This window comes from Paenibacillus sp. RC84 (genome assembly GCF_041260495.1).
In the GTDB taxonomy this organism is placed as follows: domain Bacteria; phylum Bacillota; class Bacilli; order Paenibacillales; family NBRC-103111; genus Paenibacillus_F.
Window position 1 is genome coordinate 62922 of sequence record NZ_JBGBYL010000001.1, and the last position, 17187, is coordinate 80108.

General features: G+C 56.8%; 15 protein-coding genes. All 15 read left to right on the forward strand.

Annotated elements, in window-relative coordinates; genetic code table 11:
* The first annotated feature begins 18 nt into the window (after nt 1-18).
* The 15 genes from hemL to ABH899_RS00375 all read left to right on the forward strand — a co-directional run bounded on the left by hemL (nt 19) and on the right by ABH899_RS00375 (nt 17156).
* Nucleotides 19-1320: a glutamate-1-semialdehyde 2,1-aminomutase gene (gene hemL, locus ABH899_RS00305; RefSeq protein WP_369993019.1), complete on the forward strand. Its 1302-nt coding sequence runs from the start codon at nt 19-21 to the stop codon at nt 1318-1320.
* Between the two features lie 292 nt (nt 1321-1612).
* Nucleotides 1613-1756: a hypothetical protein gene (locus ABH899_RS00310; protein ID WP_009675069.1), complete on the forward strand. Its 144-nt coding sequence runs from the start codon at nt 1613-1615 to the stop codon at nt 1754-1756.
* On the forward strand, nt 1725-2588 hold the full coding sequence (locus tag ABH899_RS00315) for an RluA family pseudouridine synthase (protein ID WP_369993021.1): 864 nt from the start codon (nt 1725-1727) through the stop codon (nt 2586-2588). Before ABH899_RS00310 ends, ABH899_RS00315 begins: the two co-directional genes overlap by 32 nt.
* A gap of 102 nt (nt 2589-2690) precedes the next feature.
* On the forward strand, nt 2691-4196 hold the full coding sequence (locus tag ABH899_RS00320; protein WP_369993023.1) for a LysM peptidoglycan-binding domain-containing protein: 1506 nt from the start codon (nt 2691-2693) through the stop codon (nt 4194-4196).
* Between the two features lie 968 nt (nt 4197-5164).
* Nucleotides 5165-5932 carry a tyrosine-protein phosphatase gene (locus ABH899_RS00325; RefSeq protein WP_009675061.1) on the forward strand — a complete coding sequence of 256 codons (768 nt, stop codon included), beginning with the start codon at nt 5165-5167 and terminating at the stop codon, nt 5930-5932.
* A 147-nt stretch (nt 5933-6079) separates the two neighbouring features.
* The gene (locus ABH899_RS00330) at nt 6080-6835 is read left to right on the forward strand and encodes a YveK family protein (protein ID WP_369993026.1); all 756 of its coding nucleotides are present in this window, start codon (nt 6080-6082) and stop codon (nt 6833-6835) included.
* Complete coding sequence (locus ABH899_RS00335; RefSeq protein WP_218228822.1) at nt 6819-7502, forward strand: CpsD/CapB family tyrosine-protein kinase; 684 nt, start codon at nt 6819-6821, stop codon at nt 7500-7502. The genes ABH899_RS00330 and ABH899_RS00335 overlap by 17 nt, the downstream gene beginning before the upstream one ends.
* 84 nt (nt 7503-7586) lie before the next feature.
* Nucleotides 7587-9422 carry a polysaccharide biosynthesis protein gene (locus tag ABH899_RS00340; RefSeq protein ID WP_009675059.1) on the forward strand — a complete coding sequence of 612 codons (1836 nt, stop codon included), beginning with the start codon at nt 7587-7589 and terminating at the stop codon, nt 9420-9422.
* Between the two features lie 30 nt (nt 9423-9452).
* Entirely contained in the window at nt 9453-10805 is a 1353-nt protein-coding gene (locus tag ABH899_RS00345; RefSeq protein ID WP_369993029.1) for a flippase, read from the forward strand.
* A 1-nt stretch (nt 10806) separates the two neighbouring features.
* On the forward strand, nt 10807-12030 hold the full coding sequence (locus ABH899_RS00350) for a polysaccharide pyruvyl transferase family protein (RefSeq protein WP_369993031.1): 1224 nt from the start codon (nt 10807-10809) through the stop codon (nt 12028-12030).
* Nucleotides 12020-13153 (forward strand): glycosyltransferase family 1 protein, encoded by a 1134-nt coding sequence (locus ABH899_RS00355; RefSeq protein WP_369993033.1) that lies wholly within the window; start codon nt 12020-12022, stop codon nt 13151-13153. The genes ABH899_RS00350 and ABH899_RS00355 overlap by 11 nt, the downstream gene beginning before the upstream one ends.
* 49 nt (nt 13154-13202) lie before the next feature.
* Nucleotides 13203-14465 (forward strand): hypothetical protein, encoded by a 1263-nt coding sequence (locus ABH899_RS00360; RefSeq protein WP_369993036.1) that lies wholly within the window; start codon nt 13203-13205, stop codon nt 14463-14465.
* Entirely contained in the window at nt 14377-14979 is a 603-nt protein-coding gene (locus ABH899_RS00365) for an acyltransferase (RefSeq protein ID WP_009675065.1), read from the forward strand. Before ABH899_RS00360 ends, ABH899_RS00365 begins: the two co-directional genes overlap by 89 nt.
* Nucleotides 14957-16144, forward strand: coding sequence for a glycosyltransferase (locus ABH899_RS00370; RefSeq protein WP_369993038.1), 1188 nt, complete (start codon nt 14957-14959; stop codon nt 16142-16144). The genes ABH899_RS00365 and ABH899_RS00370 overlap by 23 nt, the downstream gene beginning before the upstream one ends.
* A gap of 4 nt (nt 16145-16148) precedes the next feature.
* Nucleotides 16149-17156, forward strand: a complete 1008-nt coding sequence (locus ABH899_RS00375) for an NAD-dependent epimerase (protein WP_016423516.1) — start codon at nt 16149-16151, stop codon at nt 17154-17156.
* Nucleotides 17157-17187: the final 31 nt, after the last annotated feature.

The following is a 17187-nucleotide window of genomic DNA, read 5'->3' on the forward strand; positions in this document are numbered from 1 at the left end:
AGGAGGTATCCGGCTATTATGGAACTGAATCACAAACGCAACGATACGAAGTCCGCGGCTGCTTTTGCCGAAGCTAAACAAGTGATCCCCGGAGGGGTGAACAGCCCGGTCCGCGCTTTTAAATCGGTCGGTCTGACTCCGATGTATATGGAGCGCGCAAGCGGCTCGCGGGTGTACGACATCGACGGGAACGAATATATCGACTATATCGGTTCCTGGGGACCTCTCATTCTCGGCCATGCCCATCCCGAAGTGATCGAAGCCGTGAAATCGACGGCGGAAAAAGGAACGAGCTTCGGAGCGCCTACGCTGATCGAGACGGAAATGGCCAAGCTGGTCGCGGAGCGCGTACCTTCCATCGATATCGTGCGCATGGTGAATTCCGGTACGGAAGCGACGATGAGTGCGCTGCGTCTGGCTCGCGGTTTCACTAAGCACAACAAGATTTTGAAATTCGAGGGAAGCTATCACGGCCACGCCGATGCGCTTCTGATCAAAGCGGGCTCGGGTGTAGCGACGCTTGGCCTGCCGGACAGTCCGGGCGTGCCGGAATCGGTCGCGCAAAATACGTTGACGGTTCCCTACAACGATCTGGAGTCCGTCAAGCTAGTGTTTGAAAAATTCGGCGAAGATATCGCCGCTGTCATCGTCGAACCGATTGCGGGCAACATGGGCGTCGTGCCCCCTCTGCCCGGTTTCCTGGAAGGACTGCGCGAGGTGACTTCCAAATTCGGCGCTTTGCTTATTTTCGACGAAGTGATGACCGGCTTCCGCGTCCATCTTAACTGCGCGCAGGGATTGTACGGCGTGACGCCGGATCTGACCTGTCTGGGCAAAGTAATCGGCGGCGGGCTGCCCGTCGGCGCTTATGGTGGACGCAAGGACATCATGGAGCAGATCGCTCCAAGCGGTCCGATCTATCAGGCGGGTACGCTGTCGGGAAATCCGCTCGCGATGGCGGCGGGGTATACCACCCTTAAGCTGCTCGGACAGCCGGGCGTCTATGAGGAACTCGAACGCAAATCAGCCCGGTTGGCGGAAGGTTTTCTGGCCAATGCCAAGGAAATCGGCGTACCGAGCACGCTGAACCGTGTCGGGTCGATGGTGTGCCCGTTCTTCACGGAGCAGAAGGTAGTCAATTACGACACGGCCAAAACGTCCGATCTGTCCGTATTCAACCGGTACTTCGGCCATCTGCTGGATCTGGGTGTCTCGGTAGCCCCGTCCCAGTTCGAGGGGATGTTCGTTTCGGCCGCCCACACGGATGAAGACATCGAAGCGACCATCGAGGCGAACCGCGAAGCTTTGAAACGGTTGTAGGCTTTAGCCGGCTGTTTTGCATGGTGTTTGTCCTGTTGTACGATGAATCCCCGGTCTGTCAGGACCGGGGATTTTTTTGTGCGTATTGGTGCGGACGCAAGGAACGGCGATTGGGCTTGCATCCGGCTGCGCGAGATAGCCTCGCGAGACAGCCTTGATCTCCTGCCGGGAAGCGGGCCGGTGAACGTTAATACAAACGAGGGGCCTGGTCCGGACCTGCTTGTTTTCTTTTAAAAGGCGGAGATGATAAAATGGGAAAGACTTTCGATGACGAACGGAGCTGTTTATTCGTATGAAACGCTATTATTTCTTCGATTTTCCGATTGATCTGATCTTTATCGTGTTCGTATTTGTCGTGCTGCTTGCCGCTTTGGCAGTCGTGCTGCGGAAGGGAGGGCGCTATCGTGACGGGCAGAAGAAAAGGGGAATGGATTGAGCTGACGCTGTCGGGCGATGCGTGTGCATGGGAAGAGGTCCACGTGGTACTGCCGGTTCCGCTTAAGCTGTGGCGCAAGCTGGAACGCGAAGGCGGAATCCGCCGGCAGGGGAAGAAAGTTCTGCTGAAGGTATTTCCCGATGAGCCTTCACCGGTGCCCGGGGAATGGACCGACTTGCAAGTCTTGTTCGAGGACGACTACCTGCTTGTCGTTAACAAACCGGCGGGGATGGCGGTTCATCCATCGGAGCCGGGGCAGCGAGGGACACTGGCGAACGCGGTGGCCGGCTATTACGAATCCACCGGCCAAAGCTGCGGCGTCCGGCACATTCACCGGCTGGATCAGGATACAAGCGGAGCCGTGCTGTATGCGAAGTACGAGCTGCCGCACCTTCTGCTCGATGAAGCGATGCGGGAGAAAGCGATCGGGCGCATGTACGCGGCCGTCTGCGACGGACTGCCGGCGCCTCCGGCCGGAACGATTTCAGCCCCGATCGGAAAAGACCGTCATCACCGGGCGCGCCGCCGGGTGTCTCCCGGAGGGGACGCGGCGGTGACCCATTACCGCACGGTAGAGAGCTTCAGAGACGCAGCCCTGCTGGAGCTGCGCCTCGAGACCGGGCGGACGCACCAGATCCGCGTACATATGAGCCATATCGGCCATCCGCTGCTCGGAGATGCCCTGTACGGCGGACGGATGAACGCTTTCGGAAGGCAGGCGCTTCACGGCGCACGCCTTCTATTCCGTCACCCGGTCACCGGCGAGGAGCTGGCTGTCGATGCTCCTTATCCGGATGATTTCCGGGAGCTTCTTGCGGCATTGAACGCATAAATGCGAAAATGCAGTCATGCCGTCCTCCTTCTATCATATACATAGTAAAGAACGGAGTCCCGCGATAAGGCGCAGCTTTACTAGAGGACAACCGAAGGGAGGATGGCAACGTTGACGGAAGAGCAGAACGGTCTGCGATTCGACATCTACGAACGCGTACATTTGGCGGAAGGAGCCGCCGGCATACGGGATTTGGACGATGTGGAACTGATTCCCCGCATAGAGGTGATTCCCCAGCAGGAACAAGCTTTGTTGAAAGGCAGCCTGCTGCTGAACGGAAGCTATCTGGATGAGCAGGAAACGAAACGGTCGCTGGAGCATTCCATTCCGGTGGAGATTACGCTGCCGCTCAGCCGGGTGCATCGGATCGAGGATATTCTGGTCGATATCGAAACGTTTGATGTGGACGTACTGAATTCACGGAGCCTGAATGTGACCGGGGTGCTTTCCCTGCACGGGGTGGAGATGGCTTATGAAGCCGGCGGCTGGAGCGAAGAGGACGAAGAGGTTGTTTTCGTGCATGAAACGGCTTCCGCCCCGCAAAATGCTCCGGCAGAGCCGCGGAGCGAACCTGCCGGCGGAGCCGACGAACTCGAACTTCGCCAGCAGACGGAATATGCGGCTGCGGCGGACGGGCAGGCGAAGCTGCAGCCGCCGACGACATCGGCCCAGCCTCAGTACCAGGCCCAGCCTCAGGCTCCGGTTTATCCGGGCAGCGCGTACAAGGCCGATAACCCGTGGCTGCGCGAGACGCGGACAGAGCAGCCCGAGGTCCAGGCCGCGGCGCCGTCCGGTCCGGCGCCAAGCGCCTGGGACCGGCTGGCCGCGCCGAAGTCTCCTCCGCCGCAGGCGGATTCGTCCGCTTCGTTTGCGGACCGGTCTTTCGGCGAGCTGACGCTGAACCAGCTCTCGTCCGAGCGCTCTTACCGCAGCGCGGGCGAGGAAGAGGCGCAGGAGCAGCGCACGCCGTCTGCGGCTGCGGGGCAGCAGACGCTTGCCCAGGCGGAGGACCCTGCTTCGGCTTCCCCGGCGGAGCAGGAGGCGGCCGGTCGGGCGGAGCGGGGGGAAACGGCTCCGGCCTTCGTCGTCGAGGCGGAAGTTATCGAGCCCGAGAGAGAGCCGGTGATTGCTTCCGCTCCCGCCGAGGAGAGCTTGGAAGTATTCGCCGATGAAGAGCCTGCCGTGCAGGAAGAAACGAAGGAACTGAAGGTGGCGTTCGGAAGCAAGAAGCAGCAGGACTCTCCGTCGTCCGGAGGTTCCGGTCTTCAGTCGCTCTTCGCAAACGGTGCAGGCAGCGGTGCATCTTCTTACGAACGGACCGAAAAGGATGAGCGGGAATACGCCTCGGCCGCGGGTTCGGAAGAATCCAAAGCGGATGCCCTGGAGTGGAAAAAACTTTTTATCCAAACGGAAAAAGAGGATCAGCAGTTCCGCAAAGTGACGATGTGCATCGTTCAGAAGGAAGATTCACTGGATCTTATCGCCAAACGGTATGAGATCAATCCGAGGGAGCTTCAGCTCTACAACCGGCTGGAGGATCAGGAAGTCAGCCCCGGCCAAATCCTGTATATCCCCGGGAAAGCCGTGTTTACTTCCTCCGACCAGTAATCCGGCAGGCAATCCGGCAAGTTCCGATAGGTTCCGATAACACGGATGAACAGAATAATTGGGGTTGAAAGAGAAGCCGCCGCGCGCGGCTTTTTTCTTTGGGCCGGCCGGAAGCCGGGCGTGCTTTTGGACACTAAAAGGAAAGTACAGGAGAAGCCCCCAAAAATTTGAATGGAAACGCTTGCAAAAAACAGCTCTTGAGACCGTGTCGGATTGGGCTGAAAGAAGGAAGGCGCACGCCTCCTTGTGTCCAAAGTCACTGCCAGGAGGCAAATATAACCTGAACCGGCCGAAAAACGGCGGTTTCCGCGGGGTTGGGTCTTCATGGAAGAGCCCGATGTCGGCTTTTCCGCATGCAAAGCTCACGCCGGACGGGAATTTAGTAGCGGTATTTCCCGGAAGACTGGGACGAAAAATCGGATTTTGTCCCGGTTTTCGGAAGAGGTAGGTACAGGCCGGGACTATTCCAAGTAAAATTGTGGGAATTAAATCCGGTTCCTTTTCAACCTCTAAATCCATCCCTAAGACCTAGGTTAGTTACCCCGTCCCACCCTTAAATCCGAAATTGAGCCGAACGGCTTTCCCTGGGACCTGTCTTTGGTATCAACTGTTAAAAATTCGTTTACGACCCCCCGAAAGCCCGCGGAGCCAGTCTTTTAAAAGCATTAGGGGGCTTTTCGAGTGGAAAAAAAGCATGAACGGATCGTGATCTTGTAGAGATAAAGGTCTGATTCGTTGTACCTTGCAAGCGGCAGAAGAAAGCATTTTATTCGTAAAATACCGCTTAATAATTATAAATAACTGGAAAAAGAGATAAATAAAAACAAAAACAAACAGGAAATCCAGCTCATACTTCGCTTTGTAAAATAAGCAAGAGTAACTACATGAATTTATAACTATACACCCTCATGCAATCCATACGTTTTGTGACATAATTTTAGTAACATTCGGATCTGGAGGGAAATTGAATGATCGATATCCATACACACATCCTTCACGGTCTGGATGATGGGCCAAGCAGCCTGGAGCAATCACTCGAAATGGCGCGAATGGCGGTGTCGAATGGAATATCGACGGTTTTCGCTACGCCTCATCACCGGACGAGCCGCTATTTCACCCCCTCCGCAGACATTGAAGAAGCGGTAGCCGGGCTGAATGCGTCCTTATTGGAGCACGGCATTCCGCTTCACGTTAAAAGCGGCCAGGAGATCCGCGTTACCCCGAATCTGATCAATGACTGGTACGAGGATACTTTGCTCACGCTTGGGGGAACCCGTTATCTGCTGATTGAATGTCCCGCTTACTCCCTTCCTGCGGAGCTGGCCGAGATCTGCCATGAATGTTCGGTTTTGGGACTCGTGCCCGTAATTGCGCACCCCGAGAGGAATGCGGAGGTTGCGGGAGATCCGGACAAGCTGCTGCAGCTTGCGGAATGGGGAGCGGTATTTCAGCTCACCTCGGATTCCATCCTGGGCACATTCGGCTCGAAAGTACAGTCGCTCGCCTATGAGCTTTGCTCCCGCCGGTTGATTCATCTGGTTGCGTCGGATGCGCACGATCTGGTCCGCAGGCCGTTCAGGCTGAGTGAAGCCTATGAGAAGATAGAGGCGAAGATAGGCGGAGATTACGCGGAATACTGCCGCCGGAACGCCATCCGGGTAGCGAATGATCTTCCTTTGGAAAAAAGGGAACCGGTCGCAGGCAGGCCCCGAAGGATTTTTGCGATGTTCCGTTGAATGGCGCACCTCTATACTTTAAGGTTACAAAGCGGCAATTAGACATTGTTTTAATGCGGTGAAGTATGGAAAAAGCAGCTTGCTGTTCGTAGGCCCTCATCGGGCCGCGTCATACGGATACCAAAGGAAAGCGAGGGATTCAGTTCGGTGAGTATAGATTTTGAAATTAAACGGTATTTGGCTGTCCTCCGTAAAAGGCTCTGGCTTATTCTGCTGATCGTGGCGGCGGGCTGTCTGATTACCGGCGTCGTAAGCAAATATTACTTAAAGCCCGTTTACCAGGCTTCCACGAAGCTGATCGTCAACTCCCCTGCGGATAACCAGGGAATGCTGAGGCTCGATATGAATGCGATCAACACGAATATTTCCCTGATCCACACTTACAAAGAAATTATCAAAACGCCGGCGATTATGGATCTTGTCGTCAAGGAACATCCGGAATACGGAGTGACCTCCGACGATCTTATGCGGCGTATCCAGTTCAGTTCGGTCAGCGATACGCAGATTTTTACGCTGAGTCTTGAAGATGCTTCCTACTCCAAAGCGGCTCAGATGATTAACACGGTGGCGCAGATGTTCCAGAAGCAGATTCCGAACATTATGAAAATCGACAACGTCTTCGTGCTTCATGAGGCGGACCCGGCCAAAACGCCGGCGCCGGTCAAACCGAATGTGCCGCTGAATGTGGCCATCAGCTTCCTGGCTTCGCTCATGTTCGCGATCGGACTCGTTTTCACACTCGAATATTTTGACGATACCCTGAAAACGGAGGAAGACGTGGAGCACTATCTCGGCCTTCCGACCCTTGTAGCGGTCCCTGAAATACGGGCCGGAGATATGAAGCCCAAACGCACCCCGATCGGGAAGAAAGTAGGTGAAGCATCCGGTGTCCCTATCCAATAAGCAGCGACCGATTATCGCTCACAGCAATCCCATGTCGCCGATATCCGAAACGTACCGCACGCTGCGGACGAACATTCAGTACTCCGGGGTGGATGGAGAAATCCGGACGCTGATGGTCACCTCCGCAAGTCCCTGGGAAGGGAAGTCCACCACCATCGACAACTTGGCCGTCGTGTACGCCCAAACGGACAAAAAGGTGCTGCTCATCGACGCGGACCTGCGCAAACCGACGGCTCACCGCACGTTCGGCCTCTCGAACCGCACCGGATTGACGGATGTGCTGACGCGCCAGGCCGAAGTGGAGGAAGCGCTCAAGGAGACGGATATCCCGGGCCTGTATGTTATGACCTGCGGCACCGTACCGCCCAACCCGTCCGAGATTCTCGGTTCCCGGCGGATGACGGATCTCCTGGAGCGGCTCAAACAGGAGTTCGACGTGATTCTGGTCGATACGCCTCCCGTCCTCGCCGTCAGTGACGCTCAGGTCGTGGCGACCCAGTGCGACGGCGTCGTGCTCGTCGTTAACGCGGGCGGAGTCAAACGCGAGCTGGTGCAGAAAGCGCGGGACAGCCTGCAGTTCGTCCATGCAAGGATACTGGGCGTCGTGCTGAACAAAGTCGCCCGCAAGGACGCCAAGATGAACACGTATTACGACTACAGCAGCTGATTTGCTTGGGAAACGGCGGCTTCATCCATTTAGATTCATCATCCTTTTATCAAAACGGTTTCCAACACTAAGGGAGGGGAAAAGATGAGTTATTCTAAACGGACGCCCATGCTTGTCCTGATTGACATGATTATCGTATGGGCGAGCATTTATCTGACTTTCCTGGCGCATTTCCGGGGCGGCATTCCGCAGGAAGTCATGAGTGTCATTATGCTCTACACACTGGTATCCGGTATCTCGCTAGCGTGCGCGATGTTCTACTTCCAGCTCTATAACCGGATCTGGCAGTATGCCAGCGTCGGTGAAATGGTAGCGATCGCCAAAGCGGTCATCGTCTCCTGTCTGATTTCGTATGCGGTGACGTCATTCCTGTCCGCCGGTGAGATCACGCTGTATATGTTCCTCCAGAATCTGAACGGTATCCTGCTTATGCTGGGCGGTTCAAGGTTTGTCTGGCGCGTGTTCTGCGACAATTTTTACGGCAGCTCAAGGTCCCGGGGCGGCAAGCCCGCCCAAAGGACGCTTGTCGTCGGAGCGGGGAGCTGCGGAGTCATGTTCGTGAAGGAGCTTGCGCACAACGACAGCTTCATGATGAAGCCGGTCGCCTTCGTGGATGACGATCCCTACAAACAGAAGCTTCAGCTTCACGGCATTCCGGTCATGGGAAACCGCCTTGATATTCCCCGGATCGTGGAAGAGCAGCGGATCGACGATATTATTATCGCGCTGCCTTCGGTGTCGAAGACGCAGATTTCGGACATTATCAATATTTGCAAAACGACGAAAGCCCGTCTGAAAATCATTCCGCACATCCAGGAATACATTCAGGGTAAAATGGCGGCCAACCAGATGCGCGACGTGCAGGTGGAAGACCTGCTGGGACGCGATCCCATCCAGACGGACTTACAAAATATCGCCGATTACGTGCAGAACAAAATCGTGCTGGTCACCGGCGCGGGCGGGTCTATCGGCTCCGAGCTCTGCCGCCAGGTAGCCCCGTTCAAACCGGCCCGGCTGCTCCTTCTCGGCCACGGCGAGAACAGCATTTACGGCATTGAGATGGAAATGCGCCGGCTGTTCCCGAATCTTCCGATCGAAACCGTGATCGCCGATGTGCAGGACCGGACCCGCATTGCGGACGTATTCCGCGAATTCGGCCCGCAGGTCGTCTTCCACGCCGCAGCGCACAAGCACGTGCCGCTCATGGAGCGCAACCCGTCGGAAGCGATCAAGAATAACGTATTCGGCAGCAAAAACGTAGCGGAATGCGCGGACGAATTCGGCGCGGAGCGTTTCGTGCTGATTTCCACGGATAAAGCCGTCAACCCGACGAGCATTATGGGGACGACCAAACGGATCGCGGAAATGTTTATCCAGAGTCTGGACAAGCACAGCAAGACGAAGTTCGTGGCCGTCCGCTTCGGGAATGTACTGGGCAGCCGGGGCAGCGTGATCCCGAGATTCAAGGACCAAATCGCCCGGGGAGGCCCGGTGACGGTGACCCACCCCGAGATGGTGCGTTATTTTATGACTATTCCGGAGGCGGTGCAGCTCGTGATTCAGGCCGGAGCTTTCGCCAAAGGCGGCGAAGTGTTCATTCTCGACATGGGCAAACCCGTTAAAATCGTCGATCTGGCGACCGACCTTATCCGGCTTTCCGGTTATGAACCGAACGTCGATATCGATATCGAATTTTCCGGTATCCGTGCGGGCGAGAAGCTGTACGAGGAGCTGCTGACCAGCGAGGAAGGCATGTCTTCCACGATGCACGACCGGATATTTATCGGGAAGCCGATGAATATCAACCGGACCGAGCTGGAGTTCGAAATGCGCCGGCTTGAACGCGTGCTCGGCAGCGATCCCGAAGAAATCCGCGCGCTGCTGCAGCATCTGGTGCCGACCTACCGCAATGTTTCTTAAAACTCAAGCAGGAATGGGATTGAATCCGGGATGAGTATGAATACAACCGCGAAACCACTTACACAACGTTCTTTATCGAAAATGCTGATGAAAAGCAGCTCGCTGTCCTTCCTGGTCAATGTGGGGGGAATCGGCATCGCGCTGATTCTGCAAATCCTGCTGGCCAGGCAGCTGGGCGCCGTCAGCTACGGCTACTATTCGTTCGTCACCACCGTAGTGACGTTCCTTGTTTTCCCGACGAAGCTCGGGTTCGACACCGCCATCGTCCGCTACGTTTCGTCCTACCGGGCGCACGGGCAGTGGGCGGAGGTGAAAGGCCTGCTCCGCCGGGCGAATCAGATCACGGCGGGACTGTCCCTGGCCGTAACGGTCATTTCGCTCCTCGTCGTGCTTCTGATGAGCGGAACCATGAACGGCGAACTGCTCTACACCTACATAGCCGGCCTGCTCGGCATTCCGGTGATGGCCTTGGCCCTGCTCCGCCAAAGCTCCCTTCAGGCGCTGAAGGAGATGCTGCACGCGCAGCTGCCGGAGAAAATCATCCGCCCGGTCGTGTTCATCGCGCTGCTGTTTCTCTACAACGCCATCGCAGACACGAAGGCCGGAGCGGGAGAGGCCATGCTGCTCTTCCTGGCCGCCATGGCCGTGTCCTACGCCATAGGCGCATGGGTGCTGAAGCGCAGGCTGACTCCGAAGATCCAAGGAGCGGACACCGCCTACAACACCCGCGAGTGGGTGAACGTCTCCCTGTCGCTCATGTTCGTCTCGGGCATGTACCTCGTGCTGGGCCAGCTTAACGTGCTGATGCTCGGCTGGATGGAGGGGACGACCGAGGCGGGGATTTACGGGGCGGCCGTCCGGATCGCAACGCTCGTTTCGTTCGGTCTGACGGCTATCAACATGACGGCGGCTCCTTTCATCTCGGAGTCCTACGCCAAGAAGGACGACAAGCAGCTCCAGCATGTGCTCAGCTTGAGCAATTTGGCGGGATTCCTGTTTGCGGGCGTCATCTATGTCGCCTTCCTGTTTCTGAACGATCCCATTCTCGGCCTGTTCGGAGAAGAGTTTAAACGGGGATCGCTGGCGCTGCTGATTTTGTCCACCGGCCAGCTCGTCTCCGCGTTCAGCGGGCAGACGGGTACGCTGATGACGATGACGGGGCAGCAGAAAACACTGGGCCGGATTTTGGCCGGTTCCGCCGTGCTGAACATCGTGCTGAACCTTGCCCTGATCCCCGCCTTCGGCATGCTGGGGGCCGCTATTACGAATCTGCTCTGCACCGTCTGCTGGAAAACAGCCATGGTGATCGTTATCCGGCGCAAGCTTAATATCTCGATCGGGATGTTTGCCTGGATGACCGCCAACAAAAAGCGAGGGAATTAACGTGAAACATATATTGCTTGCGGGCGTGCCCCATTCGACGAACCTGGGAGACGGTCTTATCGCGTTGACCGTCAACCAATTGATCCGCACCTGCGGGGAATATACCGTCACCAACTTCGATTTGACGGCCGGTCTGTACAGAGAGACCCCGGCCTGCAGCGGTTCCGTTCCGCGAACGGATGGAGGACCCGCTCTAACCCGCGACTACAAATTGAACGAAGTCAGCGTGAAAAAAAAGCTGACGCCGGATTTTCTGCGTTACATGAAATCGTACTCGGTCCATAAACGCAAAGACGCCGTGCTCGGCGAGCAGATCCGCGAACTTGTCACGCAGGCGGATGCGGTGCTGATCGGCGGAGGACATTTGTTTATCGACACTTATTTGTCGTTTCCCATCGCCATGCGCCGTCTGGTCCGGGAAGTAAAGAGGCAGGGCAAGCCGCTTCACGTCGTGTTCGTCGGCATGAGAGGGCCTTGGAGCTTTCTGGCCCGGAAGTGGTTTACCGATATTTTGCATTACGCCAAAACGATTTCAGTCCGCGACGAAGATTCGCTGGCTTATTTACTTTCCATCGCCCCGTCTCTGGCCCACAAAGCCGTGGCTTTATCCGATCCGGCGCTCGTTACCCTGGAAGCATTTCCGGGAAGGCATGCAGCCGGGGGCGCAAGATCCTCTTCCGTCCATACCGTCGGGCTCGGCATCATGGACCCCAACGAAATGAGGCGGCATTCCCCTTACGTATGGGAACGGGACGATTGCGCCGATTGGTGGTACAGCCTGGCGAAAGGGGCGACCGACGGCGGCAGCCGCGTCCGGGTCTTTACGAACGGGGCGGACACCGACAACGCCTTCGTGGAACGTTACGTCAAACCGCGGCTGGCCGGAATGCCCGGTGTGGAATTCGCCCCTTATCCGGGCGATGTCGGGGATCTGGTCGAGAGCATCCGGGACTGCGATACGGTAATCGCCCAGCGCCTGCATGCGTGCATCCCGGCCATCTCCTTCGGCAAGCCGACCTACGGCATCGCCTGGGACAAAAAGCTGGCGAGCATTTTTAAAGATCTGGGCCTCTCCGGGTACGTGCTCGATTTCCGTACGGACCCCAAAGCAGTGCTTGCCGGGCTTGTCCCGGAGAAGAGCCGTCACGAAGGCTCCGTACGGATCGTCAACCAGAAAAAACGGGAGCTTGTTACTTACGTCGGGAGGATTCTGCATGAAGCCTAAAACGAAAATTCTTCACGTCGTCGGAAAAATGCATCCCGGCGGGATCGAAACGCTATTGATGAACCTGTACCGGACGATAGACCGGGACAAGTATGAGTTTCATTTTGCCGTACAATTTGAGGAAAAAGGATTTTACGATGACGAGATCATCGAGCTGGGAGGCCGTATTTTCAGACAGCCCCATCCGAAAAAAGGGCTGCGCGCCTTCCGCCGTGCTTTCCTCGCCAACTTGAAGGAACACGGGCCGTATCAGGTCGTGCACAGCCACATCTACCAGTTCAGCGGCTACGTGCTGAAACTTGCCGGAGAGATGAACGTGCCGGTCCGAATCAGCCACAGCCACAACACGCACGACAGCAAGCGGGAATCGTGGCTGCGCAGCCTCTACCGCAAGTACATGCGGGGACTGATCCGCAGCAACTCGACGACGATGCTCGGCTGCTCCCGCTCCGCCTGCGAAGCGCTTTTCGGGCCCGACTGCTGGCGGGACGAGCGGGTCGTCGTGTTCCCGAATTCGATCCAGGTCCAGCCCTACGGGCAGTTGGAGAGAGACCGCTCGGCTTACCGCAGAGCGGTCGGGGTCACGGACCCTCATGTGCCCGTGATCGGGCACATCGGAAGATTCAGCGAGCAGAAGAACCACCGGTTTCTGCTCGAGATCTTTGCCCGCTTCCTGCGGGTCCGTCCGGACGCCCAGCTTGTGCTGATCGGGGACGGACCGCTGCGCAGCGAGATGGAAGCCCGGGTCCGCGAGCTGGGAATCGCGGACCATGTGCACCTGCTCGGGGTGCGCAAGAACATCCCCGAGCTGATCGGAGCCTTCGACCTGTTCCTGCTGCCTTCGCTGTACGAAGGACTCGGCATCGTGGTCATCGAGGCGCAGGCTGCGGGCGTTCCGTGCCTCATCTCCGATCAGGTGCCCGCGGAAGCGGACCTGAACCTGGGGCTGGTCAGCCGGCTGTCCCTGAACGAATCGGCCGATTCGTGGGCGGGGGCGATCCGGGAGAAAACCGCCGGATCGCGGCTGGACTGGCCCGTCCGGCTGGAGGCGCTGCAGGAGTGCGGATACGACATTCAGACAAGTGTGCGGAGACTGGAGCGGATGTACGCTGCGGCGCCATAGCCCCGCAGCCGGGCTGCCGAAGGGAGCGCCTCCCCTTCGGAACCTGTTCGTGATCGGCTATGTACTCCTTATGCTGCTTCTGGAAAAAGGAATTTTTTTGCTGGATGAGCGTATGGGGATCATTTCTTTTTTCGTGCTGCTTCTGCCGCTTTTCTGCATGATCCGCTGGCCGGATCAGCCGTTCCTGCTGTATATCGGCTTTTGCGTGATGCTGATCGGGAAGTTCGTTTATGCGTTTACGGCGACTCCCTTGGCCGGACCCGACGAAAATCATTATTACGAGCAGGTCGTCACGTACCTGGGACTGGGTGATTTTCTGCATTACGCCTTTGAGCATATTTCGACTTATCTGTTCAATTCATCGGCCTACCCGATTTTCGGGCTGATGTATATGCCGTTCTTTAAATTTCTCGACGTGTCCGATCCGCTTGTCATCATTACGTACAATTCGGTGATGCTGATCTGGATCGCTTATCTGATCTATGCGCTGAACCGGTCGTTTTTCGGCTATGAGCAGGCAAACCGCCGCATGTACGAAGGCTGGATCATTCTGGGGCTGTTCGTCAGCCCGTCGTTCATGATGATGACTTCGCTATTTGCAAAAGACGTCACCTGCGTGGCGCTCGGCCTGTACTGCACGCATCTGCTGCTGAAGCGGAAGTATGTTTTGTTCCTGCTCGTGATGTTGTACGCAACCGGCCTGCGGGATTATGCCATCGTGTACACGCTTTGCTTTTACCTGCTGTTTACGAAAAGATTCAAAACCGCGGTCGCCATGCTGGTCGTATCGGCCGGCGTGCTCGCCGTCAAAATCGGCGGACTGGGCATCGTCAACGCGGTATTGCTGACGGCCTTCCTGTTCCTGAGCCCCAATCCCGTTAATCCGGAAAATTGGGAAACGAACGTGATGTACCGTTCCATGGAAGCCGTCGCGATGCTCGTGGCGCTTGCTTTTGCGGTGCTGATGTTTATCCGATATAAAGAGACGAGGGCGTTTTACGGAATTGTCGTGGTGCTGCTCTTCGCTTATGCCTGCACGCTGGTGCTCGTCGGCTACATGACCGTAACGGGACGCGATCTGGAATACGGCGTCGGCACGATCGGGGACAACATGGTGCGCAAGAAGCTTCCCATTCTGCCCCTGCTGTATATGTTTCAAGCTTATACGGCCGGCTGGACGCTGAAATGGCTAAAGTCTATCCGCGACAAAAGGAGAGGAATTCATGAGAGGCCGAGACCGGTTTCACAAATTCAAAACGGTGCTGGACATCGTCATCCGCATTCTCCGTCTCTTCCCGAGGCCGGCGCTTAAGTACGCTTGGACGCTGACCGATCTTCTGCCGGACACGGCGGGAGTGGCGATGCGCTACTGTCTGCTGAAGTGCCTGACGCTGAGCTGCGGAGACAATGTCTTCGTCGGCCGGTCGGTGGAGATCAAATACTGGGAGCGCCTGCGGATCGGCAGCAATGTCAGCATCCACAAGCAGTGCTACCTGGACGCGTGCGGCGAGATTCAGATCGACGACGAAGTGTCCATCGCGCACCAGAGTTCGCTGATCTCCTTCCAGCACAGCTGGGAGGACGAGTCTCTTCCCATCCGCGACAATCCGGTCGTCTGTTCCAAAATCCACATTCACCGGGATGTCTGGATCGGCTGCGGATGCAGGGTCTTGGCGGGCGCAAGCATCGGAAGCCGTTCTATCGTCGCTGCGGGGGCGGTCGTAACCAGACCGGTTCCCTCCATGACAGTGGCGGCGGGTGTGCCGGCCAAAATCATTAAGTCAATCAGAAAAGAGGGTCACTATGAACGTTCTGTGGGCACATGATCATACGTTTTACTTTACGGATTCGGGGAAATTTTACTCAAGCGGCAAGCTGCCTTACGCCGTATGGGAGAGGTATCTTTCCGTATTCGACTCTCTCACGGTCGTGTCCCGGGGCAAGAGAATGACCTCCGCCCATGAAATGGAGAAGAAAAGCTTGTCGAGCGGAGCGGGCGTCAACTTTATCGTCCTGCCCTCCCTCAGCAATCCCGTTAATAAAATTACGAAAAAGGGCTACGTCGAGCGCGTGCTGACGGAAGCGGTCATGAAAGCGGACGCGGTGATCGCCCGGCTGCCGAGCGAGATCGGCTCCGAAGCGATCGCCATTGCCAAGAAGCTGGGCAAACCGTTTGCGGTCGAGGTTGTTGCCTGCGCCTGGGACGGTCTGTGGAACTACGGCAGCGTGCAGGGCAAGCTGTACGCGCCGATCGCCACGTGGAAAACGAAGTCCGACGTCAAGGAAGCCCCCTACGCCATCTATGTCACCGAGCAGTTTTTGCAGAAAAGGTACCCATGCCCGAGCGGCCGCACCCAATCGTGCTCGAACGTCGAGCTTCCCGAAATGGGCGAGGACGTGCTGCAAAGAAGGCTGGAGCGGATCCGCAGCATGAAAACGCCGGTCACGATCGGTTTGATCGGTTCGTTAAACGGCAAAACTAAGGGCATCGACACGGCCCTGAATGCCCTGGCGCGAATCAAAGGCCAGCTGCCCCCGTTCAAGTTCCGCATTCTGGGGGACGGGGACAAGTCGCGCTGGATCGCGATGGCGGGCAGCCTCGGGCTGCAGGAGAACGTTCAGTTCGACGGCGTCCTTCCAAGCGGCAGCGCGGTATTCGGCTGGCTGGACAGCGTGGATATCTACATCCAGCCGAGCTTCCAGGAAGGACTTCCCCGCGCCACAATCGAAGCGATGGGAAGGGGCTGTCCCGTCATCGGCTCGACGGCCGGAGGCATTCCCGAGCTTCTCGATCCGGGCTGCCTGTTCAAGCCGGGCCAGGATAAACAATTGGCCGCTCTGCTTACGGGAACGGTTATCAACCGGGACTGGATGCTGGAGCAGGCGAGCCGCAATTTTGCCAAAGCGGCTAATTTCACCAAAACGAAGCTGGACCGCGATCGAAGCGAGTTCTGGCAGTCTTTTCATCAATATGTAAGCAGGGGAGTGTAGGCAGGTGTCCATTCTGATCACCGGATCAGCCGGGTTTATCGGCTATCATTTGGCTTTAAGGCTGCTGGAAAGCGGGGCGAAGGTAGTCGGTTACGATAATCTCAACGATTACTATGCCGTAACGCTGAAACAAGACAGGCTGAAGCAGCTTCAAAATTACCCGAATTATCATCATTATACGGCCGATTTATGCGACCACGAGCAGCTTAACCGGGTGTTCGGCGAGCATGAAATCCGGGTGGCCGTCAATCTGGCCGCTCAAGCGGGGGTCAGGTACAGCCTCCAGAACCCGAGGGCTTACGCCGATTCGAATCTGACCGGATTTCTAAACGTCCTGGAAGCGTGCCGGACTTACAAAATCGACCATCTCATCTACGCGTCTTCCAGCTCGGTATACGGCGCCAATACCAAAATGCCGTTCTCGACGGACGACCCGGTCGACCATCCCGTCAGCCTGTATGCGGCTACCAAAAAAGCGAATGAGCTGATGGCCCATTCTTACAGCCACCTGTACGGGATACCGGTGACGGGGCTGCGCTTCTTTACGGTATACGGACCGTGGGGGCGCCCGGATATGGCGTATTTCTCTTTTACCCGCAACATTCTCGAAGGCAAGCCCATTCAAGTGTTCAATGAAGGCAAAATGCGGCGAGACTTTACGTATATCGACGACATCGTCGAGGGCATCGTGAGGCTGCTGGACCGCCCGCCCGCGCCGAATAAGGACTGGGATAGGGAAAATCCCGATCCGAGTACGAGCTATGCGCCTTATAAAGTGTATAACATCGGCAACAATTCGCCGGTTGAACTGATGACGTTTATCCGGACGCTGGAAGAGAGCCTGGGCACGAGGGCGGAAATCGAATTCAAACCCATGCAGCCGGGTGATGTGCAGGCGACTTTCGCGGACATTGACGCTCTTCAGAGAGATGTCGGATTCCGTCCGTCGACGCCTATTTCGGAAGGGCTCCGCAAGTTCGCCGACTGGTATGTCGGGTATTACGGGTCTTAAAGCAAACGCATCTTAGACGGAAAGGGGAGGC

What these genes read in the sequence shown, in the direction of transcription:
- hemL (WP_369993019.1), top strand. Translation starts at nt 19, where the DNA reads ATGGAACTGAATCACAAACGCAACGATACGAAGTCCGCGGCTGCTTTT.
- ABH899_RS00370 (WP_369993038.1), top strand. Translation starts at nt 14,957, where the DNA reads ATGAACGTTCTGTGGGCACATGATCATACGTTTTACTTTACGGATTCG.
- ABH899_RS00310 (WP_009675069.1), top strand. Translation starts at nt 1,613, where the DNA reads ATGAAACGCTATTATTTCTTCGATTTTCCGATTGATCTGATCTTTATC.
- ABH899_RS00365 (WP_009675065.1), top strand. Translation starts at nt 14,377, where the DNA reads ATGAGAGGCCGAGACCGGTTTCACAAATTCAAAACGGTGCTGGACATC.
- ABH899_RS00345 (WP_369993029.1), top strand. Translation starts at nt 9,453, where the DNA reads ATGAGTATGAATACAACCGCGAAACCACTTACACAACGTTCTTTATCG.
- ABH899_RS00320 (WP_369993023.1), top strand. Translation starts at nt 2,691, where the DNA reads ATGGCAACGTTGACGGAAGAGCAGAACGGTCTGCGATTCGACATCTAC.
- ABH899_RS00355 (WP_369993033.1), top strand. Translation starts at nt 12,020, where the DNA reads ATGAAGCCTAAAACGAAAATTCTTCACGTCGTCGGAAAAATGCATCCC.
- ABH899_RS00325 (WP_009675061.1), top strand. Translation starts at nt 5,165, where the DNA reads ATGATCGATATCCATACACACATCCTTCACGGTCTGGATGATGGGCCA.
- ABH899_RS00340 (WP_009675059.1), top strand. Translation starts at nt 7,587, where the DNA reads ATGAGTTATTCTAAACGGACGCCCATGCTTGTCCTGATTGACATGATT.